The organism is Parabacteroides distasonis, from assembly GCF_004793765.1.
GTDB lineage: Bacteria > Bacteroidota > Bacteroidia > Bacteroidales > Tannerellaceae > Parabacteroides > Parabacteroides distasonis_A.
Genome location: NZ_SRYM01000007.1, coordinates 71,017 through 96,329 on the forward strand (window position 1 = coordinate 71,017; position 25,313 = coordinate 96,329).

Here is a 25,313-nt window from a genome sequence, read left to right on the forward strand (position 1 = left end):
TGCCAGTATCGGTGTAAGGCTGCGCCTATATCAGTGTGAGGCTATGCCGATACTGGCGCAAGGCTACGCCGGTATCGGTGTTTTTTATCGGATAAACAAGAGTTCCCGATACTTCGGCAACGGCCACATCTGGTTGTCCACCATCAGCTCCAGATCATCGATATGGTCACGGATCTCATCCAAATAAGGGGCCACCGAGTCGTGGTAAGCGATCGCTTTTTCCCGCATATCGGTCAAACGGTTCGCTTTCTTGCGAGCCTCTACCATCTCATCCACTTTCTTGGTCACGGCACAGATATGTCCGGCTATCTTACGAACCAAGCGACGGGGCTCTTCCGACATATCACGGAATTCCGGGTCGTCGCCGAATGTCTCTTTCAACTTCGCTATATTATCCAGCAATACGCTCTGGTAGCGAACGGCTACCGGGATGATATGGTTCAAGGATAAATCCCCTAATACCCGAGCCTCGATCTGTACCTTTTTGATATAGACTTCCCATTTTACCTCATTACGCGCTTCCAATTCTTTCTGGGTAAGTACACCGGTAGACGTGAACATCTCGATCGACTCCGGTTTAAGATAAGCGTCATATTGCAAGGGAACACTATTTTGGCAATCCAGACCTCGCTTGGCGGCTTCCTCTTTCCATTCGTCCGAATAACCGTTTCCATCGAAACGGATCGGCTTAGATTCCTTGATATAGGCTTTCAGCACCTTGAAGATCGCTACTTCCTTGCTTTTTCCTTCCGCTTGCAAAGCCTCTACGTCCTTCTTGAATTGTTGCAATTGATAAGCTACGGCGGAGTTCAACGCTAACATGGCCGATCCGCAGTTCACGGAAGAACCCGGGGCACGGAACTCAAAACGGTTTCCGGTGAAAGCGAAAGGAGAGGTACGGTTACGATCTGTATTGTCCAACAGCAGTTCGGGGATCTGCCCGAATCCGAGATGCAAGCCCTTTTTATCGTCTACCTCGATCGCATCCTCGATAGAGCTATTCTCGAACTTATCCAAGATATCGCTGATTTGTGTTCCAAGGAAAGTGGAGATGATAGCGGGAGGTGCCTCGTTTGCGCCTAGGCGATGTGCGTTCGTGGCGGAAGCGATACTCGCTTTTAATAAAGCGTTGTATTTATAAACGGCCATGATGGTGTTCACCACGAAGGTGATGAAGCGCAGGTTGTCCTCACGGTCTTTACCCGGAGAGAATAAATTTACCCCCTTATCTGTTCCCATAGACCAGTTACAGTGTTTACCGGAACCGTTTACCCCGTTAAATGGCTTCTCGTGCAATAATACACGGAAATTATGACGGCGGGCTACACGTTTCATGACCGACATCAATAATTGGTTATGGTCGTTGGCTAGATTACATTCCTCGTAAATAGGAGCTAGCTCGAATTGGTTGGGGGCTACCTCGTTATGGCGGGTCTTTACCGGGATACCTAGTTTATAGCATTCGGTTTCCAAGTCTTTCATGAATTCTTGTACACGAGAGGGGATAGCGCCAAAATAATGGTCGTCTAATTGTTGGTTCTTTGCGCTCTCATGTCCGAGCAAGGTACGCTCGGTGAGTGAGAGGTCCGGACGGGCGGAATACAAGTCCTCGTCAACAAGAAAATATTCCTGTTCCCAACCTAGGTAAGTAATTATCTTATTGACATCCTCATCGAAATACCGATATACGTCCTTGGCGGCTTCCCCCAATACTTCGATAGAGCGGATCAGCGGGGTCTTATAATCCAGCGCTTCACCGGTATAAGCGATAAATACGGTTGGGATACAAAGTGTGTCATCTACGATAAAAGCGGGAGAGGAAGGGTCCCAAGCGGAGTAGCCGCGGGCCTCGAAGGTATTGCGAAGTCCACCGTTCGGGAAACTGGAGGCGTCCGGTTCTTGCTGGACGAGCAACTTGCCGCTGAACTCCTCGATCATGCCGCCGTTGCCATCGTGTTCTACAAAGGCGTCGTGCTTCTCAGCGGTGCCATCGGTAAGTGGTTGAAACCAGTGGGTGTAATGAGTGACTCCTTTTTCCAGTGCCCACATACGCATGCCGGCTGCCACATGATTGGCGATTTCCCGGTCGATAGGTGTACCATTGTCAATGGCGTGGGTCAAGGCTTTGTACGTTTCCTTGGAGAGATATTTCTGCATCGCCTTCCGGTTGAAGACATTCTCGCCATAGTACTCAGATACTTTGTGTTCGGGAGTAACGGCTTCCACGGCCTTTCGGTTGGATGCCTTCTCCACAGCATTAAAGCGTGAGATTGACATTGTTGAATTGTTTTATGTATTTACGGCGCGAATGTACGGTAAAAAAGGAAAAGCCGGATAAAAAGGGCAGAAGTTTTTTCCTTATGGCTGTTGCTGCAAAAACAGCACGAAAATTCCATACAAATTCAATCTGTTAAATGTAATCTCTTTGATGATATTAGCCGAAAAACACACGCTGCTTGTCAAAACAACCGAATGTAGGGAAGGGCTTGTTCAACTTTTACAAAGGATTCATATGACATAAATTGTTTTTTCCGATCGCTAACTCATAATTGGAGGGGGACGGGCAAATTAGTTTATAACGGCATTGAGAACAAGGCTTTAGATTGTAGCGTGTACGTCGCCAAGATGTTCCCTTTTCCAATTCTTCGCATAGCATTTCCTTGATCGAATCTTGAATATGTCCCAAGGTTTTTTCGTTTACATTCGCATACACGCTACCATCAGACAAGATGGTTATTTTCCCGAAATGATTCGTGTTGAGCGCTTGAAGGGCGAATATTCCTTGCCTATCTAGTTCAATGTTATCCAGTTCCTCTTGGTCGATAAAGATACATTCCTCAAAGAAGCCTATGTTCTCTCTGGTATAGAACGGCCGGATGGTCACGTCATCCGCCCACTCACTTAAAGATTCGCTTAACGCTTCCGCTTTTTCATATTCCGGGAAGGACGTTATACTGATTTCCCAGCATTGCTTGATTCGCAGCTCCTTGATTCTTTGAGCGAGAGCGATAACTGCCGCCGTATCTGCCGGTTCGTTCACAAGTACTTTCAGACGGAACGCCTCTTTCTTTCGCTTGCTCAAGACACTTAGATCTTCCGGTATGTTGCGCCAGTCTGAAACCAATGTATGCGTAGCGTCTATTCCTTCCACAATGGCCAATACCTCCTCCAACTCTTTGTACTGAAAGATATTTCCGCCTGAGAGCGTGACCGCCGCTCCTGTATAATAAATGGAGAATAAGAAGTCTCTTAACAAGGTGGGATCAAGCACCTTTGTTGATTTCGTGCAGCAAAGGTATTGCTTATACCGGGCTTGACAATTGGGACAATCAAAGGGACACTCGCCATTAATGTAGATCTCTACCTCATGCAAATAAGATAGGATATTTTTACTAATTGGCGAATTATTTTCTGTTAGCCGCTCTACACTCCATTGTAGGTTTAATACAGGAGGCATAATGATAGGTTTCTCCAAGTCTCCTTCTATGATGTCTCCATATCCTTGTTCTTGGATAATTTTCACAAAATTGTATAGAGATTCATCCTCCAAATCTTTCACATCAATCTTTACACTATATAATTGTTCAATATCTTGCAATTGTTCCACAATAGACAGTATAGGCTTTTTTTCAAAAGATATACATCTGAATGTACTTGCATTATAAAATAAATAGTTATTTGGATCCTCACTAATAATGACATAAGGATGAAGGTAAAGCCAAAGTGTATTTATATTGTTCATTTCCATTATCTTACAAGAATAACCTCTTCCATAATTCGCTTATATAATAGAGGCTGATCCTCCATTTTCTTTATGCACTGACGCAAATAGTCATCAAATTTTTGGCTATCAGCCATTTGCTTACAAATAGGTTTTTCTCCCAAATTCTCAATATCAAACATACATAATATGCAATGCCGCTTGTAAAAGCAATGCGAACATAAATTCCTCAATGAATCATAATATGCATTGTACTTTTTAGCGATATCTTCACAATTAATCACAACTTCATTTCCTTTTATTTCTCCTAGCGCATATTGATGCCCTATTCGTTCACAAGGCAATATTTTATTGTTGACTGTCATGAAAATTCTTCGAGAGAAAGGCATACATGTAGACGTAGGCAGGTGCTCTACCTCACTGCTTTTGATCAATAAATCATTGTAGCTTTCATATACATTCCCACTATAGTGAAAAATGAAGGCCTGTAACATATTTGCTTCGTCAGAACCTAAATCTAGCACTTCATTCATTTCTTTAGTAAGTCCATTCTTTTCATCTATAGGTTTTGGTTGAACCAAATTGTTAAAATCTTTTCTCATACTTGATTTTACACCGGTGCGATTTATGGTAGAGAAATGAGGAACTTTACCAAATTCATGATAGATAAAAGAAAATATTTCTTGCTGATTATTCAAATTATGGATAACGGAATTGATTCGTATGTAATCTCTGAAATAATCAGGATAATGGTTCTGGATATACTTTAATATATTATAAACAATTTTAAAGGAGGTTTTGCCATTAGGAAAAATCCGGTGTGCATCATTCTCTTCTGTCCCATCTAGACTAACAGTAAGAATAAAGTTATATTTAAGAATTAAATCAAGATACTTTTTTAAATAAATCGCATTTGTCGTCATCATATATTTGAATGTGATATGATGATTCTGCAATTTCTGAGTATAATTTACTATTTCTTTGATAAACTCTACATTAAGTAGAGGCTCACCTCCATAAAAACTAATGATCACATCATTTATTGGAGAAGTATTTGCTGGAGAGTTCAGTTTATCTACAAGATAATCTATTAATAACTTCGCCTTATACGGATCCATCTTTTTATTTAGACGGATATCATGATTCTCATAAAATTTACCATATATACAATAAGTACATTTAAGATTACAAGAATCCGTTATTTCAAAACCGATATGCTTTATATTCGCCAATTCAATAAAAATATCAGATGTTGAAATATGTCCATTCAGAGAGTAGGGGTCATTAAAGTCACACTCATTATTTATATTAGCTACTTTAGCTTGTCCCTTCTCTTTTTGGATTGAAATTTGTTTGCCCTTCTTTTTTACATGTAGATTATAATCCTTTTCTATCTGAACAGAAATATTCTTATCGGCATAAGTTAAACTATAGTTTATCATTTTGTTTAAATAATTATAGCTTTCGTTTTACTTTTTTTCTTACACAGTATGATTAACTGATTCGTATCTTTTCCCCAACCATCAAATTGTTTCTGAAGAGAAGGAGACAGCGTACACTTTCCCGTCTGCTTGTTCATTACAACGATTTGAATGAGCTCGATCGAGAAATCAATGGATTTAACAATGGGTTCCATTGATTTCCTGTCCCGAGCTAATAAGATTACGTTTATAGATCACCGGATTCTAAAATTAATGGGAAGCGTATACAAAACGCGTACAACTTTGCCTTCGTTCTTACCCGGCTCCCATTTTGGGAAAGACTTGATGACTCTTATCGCCTCTTTATCTAACGAAGGCGAAAGCCCTCGCACGACTCGTACATCCGAGAAACTGCCGTCCTTATTGATCACGAACTCGCAAACCACTGTCCCTTGCTTGCCTGCTTCCAGCGCATCCTTAGGATATTGGATGTTTTCCGCTATAAATGCCAGGATAGCCTCTGTACCACCCGGATAGGAGGGCATGATATCGACACGCTTATAGACTTTATCTTCCGGTTGTAACGGATCTCCTTGGGCATCGTTAGAATGACCGAAAACAGGGAATGAGAGAACCAGCGATACGAAAAGGACGATTGTTCTCAAAATCAGGCTTGTTCTTACTTGTTTGTTTTTCATGAGACATTTGTATTTAGTTATTGTTTTTTCTTACAAATCACTAACAGTTCATTGGTACTATGCCCGAAACCGTCGAATTGTTTCTTTAATTCCGGCGAGAGGTTGTAAACGCCCACTTTCACGTCGGGATATAACTCATACCACTCAACTGTGCCAACGTAATACTCCTGTGTGCTGAAACGAGGCCAAATGGCAGGCCCTCCAAGCAGGTCGTCTTGAAGCTGTCCCTTGGCGACAAACCCCGATCCCATCTTTTTGTCATAGACCATGTATCGCCAATCGTCCTCATTCGGCTCATAAGGATTGTTGCCTACACCATTCCTGCGTTGGCATGTCAAGAAGAGCAAGCGGTCACCCTCAACGACATTCGGAATGCCCCAATAGTTACTCGCATGTTGCTCATAGTCAACATTGGAGAACCAAGCCTCATATTGGATCGGCAACTTATATTTGCCCATATCAAAAACAATATGCGGGAATATATCGGACGATGATAAGCGAAATACCGTATCGTTCGCCGCCCTGTTTTTCAAATAGAGTTGTGAGTCATACCGATAGAATTCCTTCTCGTGACGAGAATGAACGAAATAGACACCGTCCGTATTCTTTACCGTCATCCCATAGTTTGAATTGGGAATGAAGCGCAACGTATCTCCCTGTTCATTGAATGCGTAAACCAAATGCTTCTCTTGGTGTATACCCAAAGCCGTAGTCCATAACACCGTATCGGAGATCCCGATGTTGTAAAAGAAATCCTCCGTGATTTTCACGTTACGGATATAGTTCCCTTCCAGGTCATAAAATAAGATTCGTTGCGCATCCGCCACAAGGATCTCTTTCCTTTTCGGGTCATAATCAATCCCTCGGATTCCCAAATATTCTCCCGGTCCTTGCCCTTTTCGGCCAATCAGCCGGACAAACTCTCCCTCTTCCGTGAACAGGCAGATGCCAGCCAATGAACGGACAATCCAATAATTATCCACCTTCAATACATCCGAGATCCGGGTCACGATGATATCCTTGGGTGTTTTCAGCTCTAAGTATTCCACCGTATCGGCAATTTCGGATATTTTCATAAGACGTTCTTCATCCATGCACCGCTCGAAATCCACGATGATAAAGTCTTTGCCAATCTCTGCTTGATGTTTACAACTGATACCGATTACCAACAAGAAAAACACCCAAAAGAATATATGTATGTTTGCTTTCATAAACTATCTTGAAAATAATTACTAGAAAGGCTATGTGTCAAATTATATTACCGTACACTGATTTATTTTATTGTGAAAATAATATCTGTTATGAACCGGTAAATACTATATTTGACACATCGCCAATTTCTAATTGAGGTTAGAAGTAAGCCGTCCATTCCCCATAGGCACTTCCTATTGTAGGAGATGATGTACCACATTTATCCCTGCAATAATCCCCACCCTTTAACTCTTTCAACTGTCTTTCGTTTAATTCTTTTTTAGACAATTCGCTTAATTTTAGCTTCTTTACTTGCTTCATTTTTTTAGTGTTTTAGCAGTTAAACAAATATTTGTGTCATCTTATATTCAAACTAGAATAATATTATTTATAGTTACAACAAGTGTGACCTCTTAATTATTCTTGTTGCAACTATCTAAAACAAACCTATTTTTACCTAAAAAAGCCTGCCATGTACCGTTAGGCAGGTATAGTCTAAGACTATTTTTAGGTGTTGTTATTTTTATTCGATATATCTCCATGTTATTTACCTATCGTTCTCATGTATTCAATGTATTATTTAGACAGACTAAGACAACTATTCCAGATCTGCCCTAGTATTTTCCCTTCATCATAGGATGAATCAGGTACCAAATCCTTTTTAACTACAGCTTTTTTATAATTCATACGCATGGCCGAATAAAGGCCATAGTCCTCCTTATATGCCGCATTATACGATTTTATATTTGATAGCTTTTCATCCACCTCCGAGAGAATCTCCTCAATATCCCCTTCTATAAACTTTTCTCGCAGTAAATAGGTGATGCCCCATCCGATACCGGTCAAGCCATCCGCAAATCGAAAAGGTAGGGAATCCGGTAATTCCAGGATAGTATCCATCATCTCGTCAGCGAATTGCTCATACAGGATATCCTCGCTATAACGGCTGTATTCATAAAACAGGATGATCATTCCCAGTTTGCCATTGTATAATCCGGGATTTTTCAGTTCCTCCGTTCTTAATAGCCCGAAACGAAGTAAGTCTCTTAAGTTCTCTTTATGCTTCATGAACAATTCTCTCATATCTTACCTTATTTAATAAAAAGCCAACTTCGTATCCCAACTTCCAAAAAAGTAATGTGCGCAATAGGCCTGTTTTATCTTCTCGAGGAACACCTCTTTTTCTCCTTGAAAGATGTATCGGTACATATCATATTTAGAAACGGGTGTTACTTGTGAATAGGGGAATCCATAAGCCCCGTTCTCTTTTTTTAAGCGGTTGAACAACCGATTGATCCTATTGGGACCGGTCGAATGCATGACCGTTTCGATCGCGGACTCTTTTTCTTCCGTATTAGTCAAGATCTCATTCAAGATCGTCAGCCAACCCGGATTTCCTTTTTCAGAGACCAAGAAAGCATTGCCTATACGTATGGGCTTGGCAGGAATGGGGGGCTCTTCTCCAAACCCGATCGTTACATTTTCCAATAGGGGAGTCATCGGTCGAAAACACTCCGTATCCAAATCCGTATATACGCCACCATATATATATAATATCATGTAACGAATCGTGTCCCAACGTTGTACATTGTAAGGAAAGCTTCTATATATGGAAAGATACTCCGGAAAATGTTTTTCCACCAGCTCATCCATTTCTTCCCCGTTCCAAAGGTGATATTCCCAATCCGGGTTCTGCTCTCGCCAAGTTCTTGCCAAGATTTGTAAGCGGGTGGGCATCTTGGGCTCTGTACGTCCTTCCCAGACCTGATGTATGATTCTTGGAATAGCCATATCCTTACTTTTTTGTTTGTTCGTACCAACTACCTAGAAAGTAATGTATAGCGAATGAGTTCTCGATCTTGTTCGCTAAACCTTCTGATATCTCATCGTCCATCACTTTCAACACCTCGTCGCGGGTTAATGGGGCGACCAGCTCCGCAGGTATTAAAGAGACTTGTTCCTTATACTTGCTATTGTCATAGACTCTGGTTGTCATATAAGGGCCTGTGGTATCGAGAATAGATCGCTCCGGATAAAGAGCCCCCCTGTCTTTATTATCATGGAATACGGCATCTATCAATTCCTTGAAATAAGGATGCCCGGGGACTGTCGCCATAAAAGCGTTGCCCACGATGTAAGGCATACGCCGTAAGACCGCATTGCCTCTCGGCTCCATGCCCATCGCGCATTCCGTCTCACACAATAGGGGAGAGATGTTCTCCGTGCATTCATAGTCCATGTCCACATAGAGTCCGCCTATCTTATAGAGAATCAAATAGCGGACTGCGTCCCAACGCTGCACATCGTAGGGAAAAGCCTGATAGATCGGTATAAGATCCGGGTAATACATTCCTAAAAAAGCGTCAATATCCTTTTTATTCCAGAAACGATATTCCCAATCCGGGTTCAACTCTTTCCAAGATTGGGAGATCCCCTGTAATAAAGGTGTCGGTCCTGACATATCCTCATAGATTTGATGGATAATTCGAGGGATCTTCGGCTTTATATGATTGTTTACAGTAACGGTGTTAAGCCTCTCCTTCAAGTAAAAAACATCATCTTGCTTGATTAGAGATTCCCTGGATGAGTTATATTCCTTGGTCTGCGAATATAAATCGGCTTCTACATCCGGGCAGATGAAGGAGGGATGTAGGATGGTATCGATCTCCTCATTTTTTATATCTGCGAATGGATAATCTTTGATATAATGAGTCGCTTTGTCCGAACAGCCAATATTGGATATCAGATTATAGTTTGGGATGACTGATAACCTGTTATTGACCAGGTTGGTGTAGGCATACCTGAAATCCCAGCAAAAATCTGGGTTGTGATTAGCCATGCCGAAATATTTGTTCCAATGCGTTTGGAATGGAGCATGCGAAGGCAAGCTGGATAGATAATTGAGCCGTCCAAAAAGTGGATAATTTTTATCACAACGAACATTTTTCCATACCCTTCTCCATCCGGCCCATCCTCCTACATGGGTCAAGTTGGAGAAATAATAAGATCCATCGCCCCTCTTCTTGCCGAATTGATAGTTGCTTCCGGCTATATGGCCGATACGCTCATCATTTCTGTATCTTTCCAATAGCGTGGAGCAGAATCCGAAAAAGGATAAGGATGGCACGCAATCATCTTCCAATATGATTCCTTCCGGTTCTTGCTCAAAGAACCAAGAAATCGCTTGGTAACAGTGTATGTCACAACCCAGATTCCGCTCCTGGTACAGTCTAATCGCATCGCAATCCCAATCTATGCAAGAAACGATAGCTCTGGCCGCATCGCATTCCTCACGTTCCTTCTCGTTTCTTGGACCGTCCGCAGCCAGATATAATTTTTTGGGTTTCACCTCCCGAATTCGCTCAAATACCTTCCTAATGGTATCTGGACGGTTGAAGAGGATAAGGAGAATCGCAGTATTTCGATTGTAAGGTATCATTGTACTTGGCTTTTTGCAAATATAGTAAAAGCATTAATATAAAAAACAAAAAAATAAACAACAGTTTTTATCAAATGAATAACTAATGAGCAGGGGCGGCCAACGCAAACCCTGTGAAGTTTTTCAGGAGAAGTATCAAGCCTTTTCAGAGAAGATATACTTACTTGGCCAACACAGTATATATTACTTTGCCAAGTAAGTATATCTTCTCCGGAAAAGTCAGTAGTACTGCGTGAAATCTCAGAACAAACTCCAAGCCACCGTCAATCCCGCCATCACGATCGCTACCATGCTCATCAGCTTGATAAGGATATTCAAACTCGGGCCGGAAGTGTCTTTGAACGGATCGCCAACCGTATCGCCGACAACGGTTGCCTTATGCGCCTCGCTACCCTTACCGCCGTGGTTTCCTTCCTCGATGAATTTCTTTGCGTTATCCCATGCTCCTCCGGCGTTCGCCATGAATACGGCTAAAACGAAGCCCGTGCTTAATCCACCGATCAATAGTCCGACAACGCCTGTCACACCAAATATGAGTCCGGTTAAGATGGGGGCGATAATAGCTAAAACGGAGGGAAGTACCATTTCGTGTTGCGCTCCTTTCGTCGAGATCTCAACGCAACGGGCATAATCCGGTTGTGCCTCTCCAGTCAGAATACCCTTGATTTCCTTGAACTGACGGCGAACTTCCTCCACCATGTGCCCGGCCGCACGTCCTACAGCGTTCATCGTAAGGCCACAGAACATGAATGCCATCATGGAACCTAGGAACATTCCGGCCAGCACCTTCGGATTCATTAAGGTAACATCATAATATACCATAAAGTCCGAGAATGAGGCTTTAGATATTTCGATACTCCTGCCATCGGTAAAGTTCAAGACGGTCTCTCCTAAGCGGAGCAAACCGATCTTGATCTCTTCTACATAAGAGGCCAATAGAGCCAAGCCGGTTAACGCGGCGGAACCGATAGCGAAACCTTTACCCGTAGCCGCTGTCGTATTTCCTAATGAATCCAATGCGTCCGTACGCTTACGGACTTCTTTCCCTAGGTTACACATCTCGGCGTTGCCTCCGGCATTATCCGCTATAGGGCCGTAAGCGTCCGTAGCCAATGTAATGCCTAAGGTCGATAGCATACCTACGGCCGCTATACCGATTCCGTATAATCCCATGCCCACGTTCGTGAAGTCGAATCCGGAGGCGAACAAGAAGGAACAAATAATACCGACCACGACGGCAAGTACCGGGATGGCCGTAGAGAGCATCCCTAGTCCGAGACCGGAGATAATAACCGTTGCCGGGCCGGTCAGTCCCGCTTTGGAGACGAACTGGGTCGGCTTATAGGACTGGGAGGTATAATACTCCGTCGCTTGCCCGATCACGATTCCGACTAGCAGACCTACGATCACGGAACAACCGATCCAGAACCAGTTCTCCATGCCTAATACATAAAGAATCCCGAACGTGGAGATAGCGATCAATACGGAACTCAAGTTCGTTCCTATGGCTAAGGCTTTCAATAGTTGCTTGATCGTCGCGTTCTCATTCGTACGGACGGCGAAAATACCAATAATAGATAAAATGATACCGACAGCGGCGATAAGCATTGGGGCGACAACCGCCTTATATTGTAATTCTACGCTTCCGGAAGAAACGAATGCGGCGGCTCCCAATGCGGCGGTCGCTAGGATGGAACCGCAATAAGATTCATATAGGTCGGCTCCCATACCGGCAACATCACCTACATTGTCGCCTACGTTATCGGCGATTGTCGCCGGGTTACGAGGATCGTCCTCCGGAATTCCAGCTTCTACTTTACCCACTAAATCCGCTCCGACATCGGCGGCTTTCGTATAGATTCCTCCTCCCACACGTGCGAACAAGGCTTGCGTGGAGGCACCCATTCCGAATGTAAGCATGGTTGTCGTGATAATGGTGAGTTTATGGGTCGGGTCTAAAGCCTCGTCTGGGATGAAAGCATTTAACAGGATATACCAGAATGAGATATCCAGCAATCCAAGTCCTACGACTACTAAGCCCATGACTGCCCCGCTTCGAAAAGCGACTTGTAAGCCTTTGTTCAAGGAAGTGCGGGCTGCGTTCGCCGTACGGGCCGAGGCATAAGTCGCTGTTTTCATGCCTAAGAAACCCGCTAATCCGGAAAAGAAACCTCCTGTCAGGAAGGCGATCGGGACCCATTCGTTTTGAACATGGAAGCCATAGGCCATAATAGAGAATAAGATTACTAGGACAACGAAAACCGAGGCGACTACTTTGTATTGCTGTTTCAGATACGACATCGCCCCTTCACGCACAAAGGAGGCGATCTTTATCATCAACTCGGTTCCTTCACTCTCTTTCATCATTTGCCTGAAGAAGAACCAGGCAAATGTTAGCGCTAGGACAGACGCTAACGGGATAATCCAAAAAATACTCGTAATCATAACATGGTAGATTTAATGTTATACTTAAGAAAACAATGTGACAACACCTTTACTTTCCGTGTAAATGTAGCGAAAATAAAAGAGGATGGAAACTTTTTTCCTAATAATAATGTTTTTAATAAAAAAAACAGCATATTTGTCACTTGATTAAGAGATAAGAAATAAATGGCAGAAGAGACAAACCATAAACCCTATAGGTTGGGCTTGGCGCTTAGCGGAGGCGGAGCGAAAGGTTTTGCGCATATCGGAGTATTCCGGATGATGGAGGAATGCGGGCTGAAGCCGGATATCATAGCCGGTACCAGTGTCGGATCCTTAATGGGTACCTTGTTTGCCGACGGCTATTCGGCGGCAGAGATCCAGGAGCTTTTTACCGGACGTGAGTTCTCTGAATTCGCCCAGTTGCAGATTCCTAAGGCGGGTTTGTTCGATAGTAAGCGCTTTCGTTATTTCTTGAGGCGACACTTGCGGACCAAGAACATCGAGGACTTGCAGATTCCGATGGTGATTGTCGCAACTGATTTGGATAATGGCGAAAGCCATGAATTTAGGAGTGGTCCTATTGTTGAGGCGGTAACGGCTTCTTGTAGCATACCGATTATTTTCAGCCCTGTAGTCATTAATGGTGTTCATTATGTGGATGGAGGATTATTTCACAACTTTCCGGTCTCCGTCATCCGTGAGGAATGTGAGCGTATTATCGGGGTGAATGTAAGCCCGTTGATCCCGCAAAAATATAAGCAGACCCTATTCCATATCGCCGAGCGCTCTTATCATTATATGTTTCGGGCAAATACGCTGGAGGATCGAGAGATGTGTGATGTCTTAATTGAAGCGGAGGAGTTTGGCTTATATAAGACATTCGATCTTGAGAATGTAGAAGTGATTTGTAATATTGGCTACGATGCCGCTGCCCGAAGTTTTGAGAAAGTATTGAACGAGAATAAATATGAAACCTTGGTGAAAGCGATTGCGGCAAGAAAGAAAGGCCTGATGCCTTGACAAATCGTCTGTCTGGACAAAGCGCTTTCCCACAAAAACTTTATGTATAGATGAACGCAATGGAACAAAAAAACAAGATGGTAATTTATCAAGTATTCCCGCGTTGGTTTGGGAATCTACGACCATCTCCAGTAATGAATGGCAGTTTAGCTGAGAATGGAGTGGGTAAGTTTTCGGCTTTTACTCCTTTGGCTTTATCAAAAATAAAAGAACTAGGTATTACTCATGTATGGTATACAGGGGTGATAGAGCACGCTACAAAAACCGATTATACCCTGTTTGGCATCCGGAAAGACCATTCTGTCGTAGTAAAAGGTAAAGCCGGATCTCCATATGCTATAAAAGATTACTATGATATAGATCCGGATTTGGCGGATAATATCCAGAACCGTATGAGTGAGTTCGAGGATTTGGTGAAACGTACGCATGAGGCTGGGATGAAGGTTATTATCGATTTTGTACCCAACCATGTGGCACGTCAATATTTCTCGGACGCACGGGAACCTTTCGTGGAGGACTTAGGTCAAACGGATAATGTGTCCAAGGCTTTTGATGTGAATAATAACTTTTATTATCTTCCGGGGCAGACCTTAACGCTTCGTTTTGATCCGCAGCGTGAGGAGGATTTTGCCTATAGTGAGTTTCCTGCGAAGGTAACTGGTAACAATCATTTCGATGCCTATCCAAGCCAGAACGATTGGTATGAGACGGTGAAGCTGAACTATGGCGTGGATTATATGCACGGGGGGGGGGGCCATTTCAATATCATTCCCAATACGTGGGAGAAAATGTTGGAGATCTTGTTGTTCTGGGCTGATAAGGGAGTAGACGGTTTCCGTTGTGATATGGCTGAGATGGTCCCGGTCGAGTTTTGGAACTGGGTGATTCCTCTGGTGAAGAAGGAGCATGATGTGATCTTTATAGCGGAGGTGTATAATCCGGATGAGTATAGGAATTATATTTATACAGGGCATTTTGATTATTTGTATGACAAGGTTGGTCTTTATGATACGGTTCGTGCGGTGATGTGCGGACAGGCTCCGGCTAGTAATATATCGCATTGTTGGCAATCGTTGGAGGGAATCCAGAAAAATATGTTGAATTTCTTGGAGAATCACGATGAACAGCGTGTCGCTTCTGATTTCTTCGCGGGGGATGCCCGTCCGGGTATTCCGGGCATGATTGTCTCCGCTGCCATGAATACGAATCCGGTTATGATCTATAGCGGTCAGGAACTTGGCGAAAGAGGAATGGACGCTGAAGGCTTCAGCGGACGTGATGGCCGTACGACCATCTTTGATTATTGGAGTGTTGAGAGCTTACGAAACTGGAATAATAACGGGCGCTTCGACGGAGCTAAACTGACACCTGCGGAACGCTCGTTGCGTGAGATGTACGTTAAGCTATTGAATGTGGTACGATCTGAGCCGGTTATTGTCGAGGGAGCGTTTTATGATTTGATGTACGCGAACTCCGGTAATCCTTATTTCAATCCGAATCGTCAGTATGCGTTCTTGCGTAAATGGAAGAACGAGGTACTTCTGGTTGTCGTGAATTTCGACCGTGCCGACCAATGTGTATGGGTAAATATCCCGGTCGAGGCATTCAAGGCGCTTGACTTTGAGGATAACAAACCGGCTGAATTGACCGACTTGTTAACCGGGGAAACGACTATCAGTACGCTAACAGACGCTTATCCTTATCAAGTGAAACTCCCTGCTTATTCCGGTAAAATGCTAAAGTTCTCTTTTCTCCATAAGTAAGAGCTTTCTTGAAAAGTTTAGGAGTGCTGTATAGGTAATTCGTTGGTGGAGTTAGGTGGTTGATACGGGGCACCTAGCTTCATCGGGCAAGTATGTTAAGTTACTTTGCCATTTCACTTAAGTTACTTGCCCGATGAAGCTAGGTGGCTTTTTTCTTTGATTTAAGTTCTACATACTGCGAAAGTTTTCCAAATATAAAGAGGTTATTGTAAATAAGTTTTGTACTTTTGCGGCACAATTCAAATCTATTCACTTTAAGATAAATATTCGGAATAATGAGTGCACAAACTCCTTTCTTGGTGTTTTCGGGAACGAACTCCCGGTATCTTGCAGAGAAAATTTGCAACAGTTTAGGTTGTCCTCTGGGACAGATGAATATCCAGCACTTTGCCGATGGTGAGTTCTCTGTTTCTTATGAAGAGTCTATCCGCGGTAGAGATGTATTCTTAGTACAATCTACATTCCCTAATTCAGACAATCTGATGGAGTTGCTTCTGATGATTGATGCGGCTAAACGTGCTTCCGCACATTCAATCATCGCTGTAGTCCCTTACTTCGGTTGGGCTCGTCAGGATAGAAAGGATAAGCCTCGTGTTTCTATTGGCGCTAAGTTGATCGCTGATATGTTGAGTACGGCAGGTATCAATCGTTTGATTACGATGGACCTTCATGCGGATCAGATCCAAGGATTCTTTAATGTGCCGGTGGATCACTTATATGCTTCTTCCGTATTTTTGGATTATATCAAGACGTCTTTGCCTTTGGATAACTTGTGTATTGCGACTCCGGATGTTGGTGGTACGAAACGTGCCAGCAGCTATTCTAAGTATTTAGGCTTGCCGATGGTCATTTGCCACAAATCTCGTTTGCGTGCCAATGAGGTGGCCGAGATGCGTATTATCGGTGATGTGACGGGCTTGGATGTCCTTTTGGTTGATGACATGGTGGATACGGCTGGAACAATTACGAAAGCCGCAAACTTGATGTTGGAGAATGGTGCGAAGTCTGTTCGTGCTATCGCCAGCCACGCTGTGATGTCTGATCCGGCTTCTACTCGTGTAGATCAGTCCGCTTTAACGGAAATGATCTTTACGGATTCCATTCCTTACGCCAAGAAATGCGAGAAAGTAAAGGTATTGTCTGTCGCTGACATGTTCGCTGAGGCGATCCGTCGTGTATGTAGCGGTGAGTCTATCAGCTCTTTGTATGCTATTTAATAGAATAAGATAGAAAAAAAAAACGGTCGCTTCCTTTTGGAGGCGACCGTTTTTTATTTAGAATAAATCTGAATATGTGTTACTTGGTCTCATCGATAATCATGCCGCTGCCCAGACATAAATGATGGTCTTTGTCGTAGATTACACAGTATTGGCCGGGAGCGATACCTTGAATCTTTTCGTCGGATTCTACACGATATAGATCTCCGATACGACGGATGTAGCCATGCGTAAATTCCGGGGTATGACGGATCTTGAAAGTGATTTCTTTCTCACCCTCAAATTCTCCCCATGGATCTTCCGTGATGAAATCGAAACCTTGCATATTGATCACCTTACCATATTGCGTTTCCGGGTCGTAGCCGTTGGAGACATAAATGATATTTCGCTTAATGTCTTTTTTGATAACGAACCAAGGGCCGCCACTTAATCCCAATCCCTTACGTTGGCCGATCGTATGGAACCAATATCCATTGTGTTTACCCAAGACCTTACCCGTCTCTAGTTCCACGATTTTTCCCGGGCGTTTCCCTAAATAACGCTCTATAAAGTCGTTGTAGTTAATCTTGCCTAAGAAGCAAATGCCTTGGCTATCCTTACGCTTGGCGCTCGGCAGTTTCTGGGCCTCGGCGATGGCACGTACCTCGCTTTTCATTAAATGCCCGATCGGAAACATGAGTTTCTGTATCTGTAGGCGGGTGATTTGCCCTAAGAAATCAGTCTGATCTTTTACCGGGTCCTTGGCGGTAGAAAGCCATGTCTTGCCGTCTATCTCCGTGGTCGTGGCATAATGACCGGTAGCGATCTTATCGAAATCCTTGCCCCATTTTTCCTCGAAACAACCGAACTTGATATATTTATTACACATCATATCCGGGTTAGGGGTAAGACCGCGTTTGACAGATTCGATCGTATAGCTTACCACCCGATCCCAATACTCGTCGTGTAAGGAGACGATCTCGAACCGGCATCCATACTTGCGGGCGATATATGAGGTGATCTCGATATCCTCTTCCGCCGGGCAATCGATATAGCCATCCTTGTCTTCCATACCGATACGGATATAGAAGATGGTCGGATCGTATCCTGCCTCTTTGAGTTGATGCACTACGACAGAGCTGTCTACTCCTCCTGAAACTAATGCCGCTATTTCCATTCTCTTTTTTGTCTTTGCTTTTGAATTTACAAAAGTAGAGAAAAAATCTCAAACCTTTGATATTGACTGTATATTCTCTATCTTTGCGGTTGGCCCTTATTGGAATGCGGGCCTTCAAACTATGTACTTTAGATGTAATATATTATAGGAAAAGCAAATCGTAGTAAGTATGAAAAAAATAATGTTATCGCTTATGACAGCTATGGTTATGACGGCTTGTACAGGCCAACAGTCGGATACGGCATCTCAAAATTCCGATAAGGAGTTCAATTATGTAGTGGATCAGTTCGCTGATCTGGAGATTCTTCGTTATAAAGTTCCGGGTTTCGAATCCCTGTCCTTGCGACAAAAGCAACTATTATATCATCTTTCCGAAGCGGCCTTGATGGGACGTGATATATTCTTCGATCAGAATGGACGCTATAATCTGGCGATCCGCAGGACACTGGAGGCTATTTATACGAATTATAAGGGAGATCGGGAGGACCCTCAATTCAAGGCTTTGGAAACCTATTTGAAACGGGTGTGGTTCTCCAGTGGTATCCATCATCATTATGCGTTGGACAAGTTTGCCCCGGGGTTTTCTCCTGAGTTCTTGATGGATTGTATTCACCAAATCGACGCTAAGAAGTTACCTCTTCGTGAGAATCAAAATGTGGATCAGTTCATGATCGAGATCGCTCCGGTAATCTTTGATCCGGGCGTTATGCCAAAGCGTAGCGTACAAAGCGGTGACGGTGATCTGATCAAAGCTTCTTCTAATAATTATTACGGGGGAGGCATCAGTCAAAAAGAGGTAGAGGACTTCTATGCGCAAATGAAAATGGGAAAGGATACCATTTCCCCGATTTCTTACGGGTTGAATAGCCGTTTGGTAAAAGAGAACGGTACGGTCGTTGAAAAGGTTTGGAAAGTAGGAGGGCTTTATTCCGCCGCAATAGAAAAAATCGTAGATCAATTGCGACAAGCCTTGCCTTTCGCCGAGAATGATACGCAGAAAGCGATCATTGGGAAATTGATCGAATATTATCAAACGGGCGATTTGAAGACGTTCGATGCTTATTCGATCCTTTGGGTAGAGGATACCGCTTCGGAGGTGGATTTCGTGAATGGCTTTATCGAGACTTATGGGGATCCGTTAGGAATGAAAGCAAGCTGGGAGTCTACCGTGAATTTTATGAATAAGGAGGCGACTAAGCGTACGAAAATCATCAGTGATAATGCGCAATGGTTTGAGGATCATTCTCCGGTAGATAAGCGTTTCAAGAAAGAGAAGGTGAAAGGAGTCAGCGCTAAGGTAATCACGGTATCTATGTTGGGAGGTGATTGCTATCCGGCTACCCCGATCGGTATCAATTTGCCAAATGCGGATTGGATTCGTCGAGATCATGGCTCGAAGTCTGTTACGATAGAGAATATCACGGAGGCTTATGATAAGGCATCTCAGGGAAATGGCTTTAGCGAAGAGTTTGTATGGAGTGACGTGGAGCGGAACGGTATGAGGCAGTACGGTTTCTTAACGGATAATCTACATACGGATTTACATGAGTGTCTGGGACATGGTTCCGGTAAATTGCTGGAAAACACGGACCCGGATGCGCTGAAAGCCTATAGCTCTACACTGGAGGAAACCCGTGCGGATTTGTTTGGCCTGTATTATTTGGCAGATCCGAAGCTGGTGGAACTGGGATTGCTTCCCGATGGCGAGGCTTATAAATCGGAATACTATAAATATATAATGAATGGCTTGATGACCCAGTTGGTTCGCATCGAGCTAGGCAAGAATGTAGAAGAGGCGCATATGCGTAACCGCCAGTTGATCGCTAAGTGGGCTTACGAGAAAGGGAAGGAAGCGAATGTGATCGAACTGAAAAAACGGGATGGCAAGACCTATGTGGTTGTGAATGACTATCCGAGGTTACGTGAGTTGTTTGGGACATTGCTTGCTGAGATTCAACGTATCAAGAGTGAGGGTGACTATGCGGCCGGAAAGAATCTTGTTGAAGGATACGGTGTGAAAGTAGATCCGGAGCTGCATGCGGAGGTCTTGGAGCGCTATGCTAAGTTAAACTTGGCTCCCTATAAAGGTTTTGTCAATCCTGTGATGAAAGAGGTAAAGAACTCTAACGGTGAGGTTACTGATATCGTCTTGGACTATACGGAAGGTTATACAGATCAGATGCTTCGTTATGGCCGTGATTATTCTTTCTTGCCGACTTATAATAATTAATAGATGGAAAGTTTACAAGACGAGATAAGGGAGATCCGCAAGGAACTTCGTTTGGCGATGAACGGGGTGATTTCTACGAGTATGCGTGAGAAAGGTATCGTATATAAGTTAAATTTCGGGGTTCCGTACCCCGAAATAAAAGAAATCGCCCGCAAGCATAAACCGAATGGAGAACTGGCGGCGGCTCTATGGAAAGAAGATATTCGTGAGTTTAAGATCTTGGCGACATTTCTCCAACCCGCCGAGACGTTGCCTTTGGAGGAAGCGAAACGTTGGGTCAAGGAGATTCCTTATTTAGAGATCGCGGAGCATTGTTGCCGGAACTTGTTCGTTCATCTGCCTTATATGGAGGACTTCACGTCTGATCTGGTTGCTGATAAGAAAAATGAGTTCGCTCGCACGGTCGCCTTTCTTACTTGGGCCGAGAATTTCAAGCGAGGTGGCAGCTTATCTTCTGTGGTTTTAGGATCTTTCTTGGTAGAAACCTTAAACAGCTTAGCGGAGACTAAGGGTTTTAAGTCTACGCTGAAAGAGAAACAAGCGTCTATTCAAGCCATGAAGTTTTATGGGCGTCAATCCGAGGGGAATGCGGAAAGGATCCTAGACGGTTTCAAGGAATTTCAGGAGGCTGCGGGAAACAAGCCGGAATTACAAGAAATCTATAATGAATTAAAATTCGAGTTTGAATATTATCGGTAAGGCTTTGCGTTTAAAATAAATGCGCTAACTTTGTCGTTTGTGCGGTCTTTAGGAGATGGAAGCGAAAGTTTATACGGAAATACGTGCGTTGTTTACTGAATATCTAACGGAGAAGAAACTGCGGAAAACCGAGGAGAGATATGCTATATTCAAGGAGATATGTGCTTTTCCCGGTCATTTTGATGTGTGTATGCTTTCGGATCGGTTGGAGCAAGACAACTTCCATGTCAGTAAGGCGACACTCTATAATACGTTGGATGTACTGGTTGATGCTGGTTTGGTAGTGCGTCATCAAATAACCGTCCAGCCAGTGCAATATGAGTTGAGGATTTATGCCGATACGCATTTGCATTTGGTTTGCACGAGATGCGGGGGTATTCGAGAGTTGCGAAACAGTGCGTTGAAAGCGGATATGAGAAACTTGAAAGTTTCTCGTTTTACGCCGGAGTATTATTGTTTGTATGTTTATGGCCTGTGCAGTAAATGCAAGTTTAAGTTGCAAAGGTCGGGTAAATAAGAATATTAATAGCCTATAATAAATATAGAAAAGATGAAAGTAGACGTTTTGTTAGGATTGCAATGGGGCGACGAGGGCAAAGGCAAGGTTGTCGATGTGCTGACTCCGAATTACGATGTGGTAACTCGTTTTCAAGGAGGTCCCAATGCCGGACATACATTGGAGTTTAACGGGGAAAAGTATGTGTTACGTTCGATTCCTTCCGGTATTTTCCAAGGTGGAAAGATAAACGTAATCGGTAACGGTGTCGTTTTGGATCCGTTATTGTTCAAGCAGGAAGCGGAATCATTGGCTGCGAGTGGTCACGATATCACCAAGCAGCTTTATATCTCTAAGAAAGCTCACCTGATTTTACCTACTCACCGGATATTGGATGCCGCTTACGAAGCCGCTAAAGGTTCCGGAAAGATCGGTACGACCGGAAAGGGTATTGGTCCGACTTATACGGATAAGATTAGCCGTAATGGTGTTCGTGTGGGCGATTTGTTGCATAACTTCGAAGAGAAATATGCGGCCGCTAAAGCAAAACATGAAGCGATCCTGCGTTCATTGAACTATGAATATGATATTACCGAGATGGAGGCTCAATGGATGGAGGCCTTGAACTACCTCAAACAATTCAAATTGATTGATAGCGAGCATGTCATCAATAACTATTTGAAGGAAGGTAAGTCTGTCTTGGCGGAAGGTGCCCAAGGTACGATGCTGGATATAGACTTCGGTTCTTATCCATTCGTAACTTCCTCTAACACGATCTGTGCCGGATGTTGTACGGGACTGGGTATTTCTCCCCGGAATATCGGTGAGGTATATGGAATCTTCAAGGCTTATTGTACACGTGTAGGTAGCGGTCCGTTCCCGACCGAGTTGTTTGATGAGGTGGGAGATAAGATCGGTCAATTAGGCCATGAGTTTGGTGCGGTTACGGGACGTAAACGTCGTTGTGGCTGGATCGACTTGGTTGCCTTGAAATATGCCGTGATGATCAACGGTGTGAGCCAATTGATTATGATGAAGAGTGATGTGTTGGATACCTTCGATACGATCAAGGCTTGCGTGGCTTATAAGATGAACGGTGTCGAGACCAATGAGTTCCCGTATGAGATCGATGATACGATCGAACCTGTATACGTGGAATTACCGGGTTGGAAGACGGATATGACGAAGATGCAGAGCGAGGACGAGTTCCCCGAGGAGTTCAACGCTTACCTTTCTTTCTTGGAGGAAGAACTGGGTGTACCTGTGAAGATCGTTTCCGTAGGGCCGGATCGTGAGCAGACGATTGTCAGATATACAGAAGAATAAACTTGTTATAAATCGTACAAAATGGCAGAAGACCACGTTCCTCAAGGGGTGTCTCCTGCCATTTTTGTCTTTGGCAAACTTTTTGTCGTTGTTTTATAAAACTAAATAAGATAGAAATTTATGAGCATGTATTGGATTATATTTATTGGATTTGCGCTATTGAGTTGGCTGGTGTCATCCCGTCTTCAGGGCAAGTTTGAGAAGTATTCGAAAATCCCTATGCCGAATGGTATGACAGGAAAAGATGTTGCGGAGAAGATGTTGCATGACAATGGTATCTATGATGTAAAGGTGATTTCTACACCCGGACATTTGACGGACCATTACAATCCCGCTAACCAGACGGTGAATTTGAGTGAGTCGGTTTATTATAGCAATAGTATCGCCGCTGCTGCGGTTGCCGCCCATGAGTGCGGTCACGCTGTGCAGCATGCTACTGCTTACGCTCCGTTACGGATGCGTTCGGCTTTGGTTCCGGTTGTTAGTTTCGCCTCTAATATCATGACATGGGTGTTGTTGGGGGGTATGTTATTATTGCATACGTTTCCTCAGTTATTGTTATTCGGTATAATCTTGTTCGCTACGACTACGCTATTTAGCTTTATCACGCTTCCGGTCGAGGTCAATGCCAGCCAACGTGCTTTAGCGTGGTTGAGCAATGCCGGTATAACAAATGCTTATACGCATGATAAGGCAGAGGATGCTTTACGTTCCGCCGCTTATACGTATGTGGTAGCCGCATTGGGTTCGCTTGCTACATTATTATATTATATAATGATATTCTTGGGGGGAAGAAGCCGGGATTGATAAGCCTCGGAAGAGGCTTTCCGTGGATGCCCATTGTAAGGATGTTAGAATGCCCATTGTAAGATGCTTATGACTGCGATTGTAAGCTCCTTACAGTGGGCATTGTTATTTTCTTATTTATTTCGAGCAAAAAACATTACCTTTGCGGCCAGAATAATCATTTAAAACATAAGATCATGCAAAAACCTTCCATACCCAAAGGTACTCGGGACTTTTCGCCGGAGGAAATGGCGAAACGTAATTATATATTCAACACGATCCGTGAAGTATTTCACTTGTATGGCTTCCAACAAATAGAGACTCCTGCCATGGAGAACCTTTCTACATTGATGGGTAAATATGGCGAGGAAGGGGATAAGCTTCTTTTCAAGATATTGAATTCCGGTGATTGTTTCGCTGGTATCTCAGATGAGGAGTTAATGGAAAAGAACCCGTTGAGATTTGCTGCTAAGGCTTGTGAGAAAGGTTTGCGTTATGATTTGACCGTTCCGTTCGCACGTTACGTGGTACAACATCGTAATGAGATTAGTTTTCCGTTCAAACGTTACCAGATCCAACCGGTTTGGCGTGCCGATCGTCCGCAAAAGGGACGTTACCGGGAGTTTTACCAATGTGATGGCGATGTTGTTGGCTCTGATTCCTTGATCAATGAGGTGGAACTGATCCAGATTATGGACGAGGTGTTCCATCGTTTTGGCATTCGTGTGTGTATCAAGATGAACAATCGTAAGATCCTTTCCGGTATTGCCGAAATCATAGGCGAGGCGGATAAGATCGTAGATATTACGGTAGCTATTGACAAATTGGATAAGATTGGCTTGGACAATGTGAATGAAGAGCTTCGTTCTAAGGGGTTGCCCGAAGAAGCGATCGAACGTTTGCAGCCAATCATTATGTTGCAGGGTTCAAATCAAGAAAAGATCGCTACCTTGAAAGAGGTATTATCTGCGTCTGAGACAGGTTTGAAAGGTGTTGCCGAATTGGATTTTATCTTGGAGCGCATCTCTCATACGCCAATTCGTGCGGAATTAGAGCTTGATCTGACATTGGCTCGCGGCTTAAACTATTATACAGGTGCGATTTTCGAGGTGAAAGCCTTGGATGTACAGATCGGAAGTATTACGGGCGGTGGCCGTTATGACAACCTGACAGGGGTGTTTGGCATGGAAGGCGTATCCGGTGTCGGCTTCTCTTTTGGCGCTGATCGTATCTTTGATGTATTGAACCAATTGGATTTGTATCCGGAAGGGTCTTTGAAGACTACACAGCTTCTATTCGTGAACTTCGGACAGAAGGAGGAGATTCATTTATTGCCGCTGATCGCTAAGGTTCGTAAGGCAGGTATTCGTACGGAACTATATCCTGAGTCTACTAAGATGAAAAAGCAAATGGGATATGCGGATGCTAAGAAAATCCCGTTCGTTGCGATAGTCGGAGAAAATGAGATAGCCGAGAATAAAATCAACTTAAAGAATATGCTCACGGGCGAGCAGTGTCTCGTGACTGCCGATGAGCTGATTGACCGCTTAACGGGTAGACCGTGATGAGGTGTCTGTTCCCAGGTTGGAATCTCGTTTCCCTATTTCGGCGGAATACTTCCGCCGTCTCTCCTCGGGAAAAACGGTGGATAAGCGCTTGGCAAATATTGCTTTTGTCGTTTTTGTTTTGGTTGTCGGTTGAGGAGTACATGTATGGAGAGGGC

20 protein-coding genes are annotated in these 25,313 nt (G+C 43.7%); 9 read left to right on the forward strand and 11 right to left on the reverse strand.

Annotated elements, in window-relative coordinates:
- Window positions 1–84: 84 nt before the first annotated feature.
- The 10 genes from E5342_RS03995 to E5342_RS04040 all read right to left on the reverse strand — a co-directional run bounded on the left by E5342_RS03995 (window position 85) and on the right by E5342_RS04040 (window position 12,915).
- Window positions 85–2,277, reverse strand: a complete 2,193-nt coding sequence (locus E5342_RS03995) for a glutamine synthetase III (RefSeq protein ID WP_135958873.1) — start codon at window positions 2,275–2,277, stop codon at window positions 85–87.
- Window positions 2,278–2,497: 220 nt separating this feature from the next.
- On the reverse strand, window positions 2,498–3,748 hold the full coding sequence (locus tag E5342_RS04000) for a TIGR04150 pseudo-rSAM protein (RefSeq protein WP_135958874.1): 1,251 nt from the start codon (window positions 3,746–3,748) through the stop codon (window positions 2,498–2,500).
- Window positions 3,748–5,163, reverse strand: coding sequence for a radical SAM peptide maturase (locus E5342_RS04005; protein WP_121734854.1), 1,416 nt, complete (start codon window positions 5,161–5,163; stop codon window positions 3,748–3,750). Before E5342_RS04005 ends, E5342_RS04000 begins: the two co-directional genes overlap by 1 nt.
- A gap of 233 nt (window positions 5,164–5,396) precedes the next feature.
- On the reverse strand, window positions 5,397–5,840 hold the full coding sequence (locus E5342_RS04010; RefSeq protein WP_121734852.1) for an energy transducer TonB: 444 nt from the start codon (window positions 5,838–5,840) through the stop codon (window positions 5,397–5,399).
- Between the two features lie 17 nt (window positions 5,841–5,857).
- A complete protein-coding gene (locus tag E5342_RS04015) occupies window positions 5,858–7,051 on the reverse strand; it encodes a 6-bladed beta-propeller (protein WP_121734851.1) in 1,194 nt (397 codons plus the stop codon).
- A gap of 139 nt (window positions 7,052–7,190) precedes the next feature.
- The gene (locus E5342_RS04020; RefSeq protein WP_121734850.1) at window positions 7,191–7,352 is read right to left on the reverse strand and encodes a TIGR04149 family rSAM-modified RiPP; all 162 of its coding nucleotides are present in this window, start codon (window positions 7,350–7,352) and stop codon (window positions 7,191–7,193) included.
- Window positions 7,353–7,607: 255 nt separating this feature from the next.
- Window positions 7,608–8,114: a hypothetical protein gene (locus tag E5342_RS04025; protein ID WP_121734849.1), complete on the reverse strand. Its 507-nt coding sequence runs from the start codon at window positions 8,112–8,114 to the stop codon at window positions 7,608–7,610.
- Between the two features lie 12 nt (window positions 8,115–8,126).
- Window positions 8,127–8,822 (reverse strand): glycosyltransferase family 32 protein, encoded by a 696-nt coding sequence (locus E5342_RS04030; protein WP_121734848.1) that lies wholly within the window; start codon window positions 8,820–8,822, stop codon window positions 8,127–8,129.
- 4 nt (window positions 8,823–8,826) lie between these two features.
- Window positions 8,827–10,470, reverse strand: a complete 1,644-nt coding sequence (locus tag E5342_RS04035; protein WP_121734847.1) for a glycosyltransferase family 32 protein — start codon at window positions 10,468–10,470, stop codon at window positions 8,827–8,829.
- Window positions 10,471–10,710: 240 nt separating this feature from the next.
- A complete protein-coding gene (locus E5342_RS04040) occupies window positions 10,711–12,915 on the reverse strand; it encodes a sodium-translocating pyrophosphatase (protein ID WP_121734846.1) in 2,205 nt (734 codons plus the stop codon).
- Between the two features lie 165 nt (window positions 12,916–13,080).
- Between E5342_RS04040 and E5342_RS04045 the strand changes: the two genes are divergently transcribed.
- The 3 genes from E5342_RS04045 (at window position 13,081) to E5342_RS04055 (ending at window position 16,897) form a co-directional block, all read left to right on the forward strand.
- Window positions 13,081–13,917, forward strand: coding sequence for a patatin-like phospholipase family protein (locus E5342_RS04045; RefSeq protein ID WP_121734845.1), 837 nt, complete (start codon window positions 13,081–13,083; stop codon window positions 13,915–13,917).
- A 59-nt stretch (window positions 13,918–13,976) separates the two neighbouring features.
- Complete coding sequence (locus tag E5342_RS04050) at window positions 13,977–15,680, forward strand: alpha-amylase family glycosyl hydrolase (protein WP_210434957.1); 1,704 nt, start codon at window positions 13,977–13,979, stop codon at window positions 15,678–15,680.
- 275 nt (window positions 15,681–15,955) lie between these two features.
- Entirely contained in the window at window positions 15,956–16,897 is a 942-nt protein-coding gene (locus E5342_RS04055) for a ribose-phosphate pyrophosphokinase (protein WP_008772599.1), read from the forward strand.
- A gap of 79 nt (window positions 16,898–16,976) precedes the next feature.
- Here the strand turns inward: E5342_RS04055 and mnmA are convergent, their stop codons facing one another.
- Window positions 16,977–18,053, reverse strand: coding sequence for a tRNA 2-thiouridine(34) synthase MnmA (mnmA, locus tag E5342_RS04060; protein ID WP_121734843.1), 1,077 nt, complete (start codon window positions 18,051–18,053; stop codon window positions 16,977–16,979).
- A 169-nt stretch (window positions 18,054–18,222) separates the two neighbouring features.
- On the opposite strand from mnmA, the gene E5342_RS04065 reads away from it, so the two are divergent.
- The 6 genes from E5342_RS04065 to hisS all read left to right on the forward strand — a co-directional run bounded on the left by E5342_RS04065 (window position 18,223) and on the right by hisS (window position 25,155).
- A complete protein-coding gene (locus E5342_RS04065; protein ID WP_168354447.1) occupies window positions 18,223–20,283 on the forward strand; it encodes a dipeptidyl-peptidase 3 family protein in 2,061 nt (686 codons plus the stop codon).
- 3 nt (window positions 20,284–20,286) lie between these two features.
- Complete coding sequence (locus E5342_RS04070) at window positions 20,287–20,982, forward strand: DNA alkylation repair protein (protein ID WP_121734842.1); 696 nt, start codon at window positions 20,287–20,289, stop codon at window positions 20,980–20,982.
- 55 nt (window positions 20,983–21,037) lie between these two features.
- A complete protein-coding gene (locus E5342_RS04075) occupies window positions 21,038–21,499 on the forward strand; it encodes a Fur family transcriptional regulator (RefSeq protein WP_121734841.1) in 462 nt (153 codons plus the stop codon).
- Between the two features lie 33 nt (window positions 21,500–21,532).
- Window positions 21,533–22,804, forward strand: a complete 1,272-nt coding sequence (locus E5342_RS04080) for an adenylosuccinate synthase (RefSeq protein ID WP_121734840.1) — start codon at window positions 21,533–21,535, stop codon at window positions 22,802–22,804.
- 120 nt (window positions 22,805–22,924) lie between these two features.
- Window positions 22,925–23,611, forward strand: coding sequence for a zinc metallopeptidase (locus E5342_RS04085; RefSeq protein WP_135958876.1), 687 nt, complete (start codon window positions 22,925–22,927; stop codon window positions 23,609–23,611).
- A 176-nt stretch (window positions 23,612–23,787) separates the two neighbouring features.
- Window positions 23,788–25,155 (forward strand): histidine--tRNA ligase, encoded by a 1,368-nt coding sequence (gene hisS / locus E5342_RS04090; protein ID WP_121734839.1) that lies wholly within the window; start codon window positions 23,788–23,790, stop codon window positions 25,153–25,155.
- Window positions 25,156–25,313: the final 158 nt, after the last annotated feature.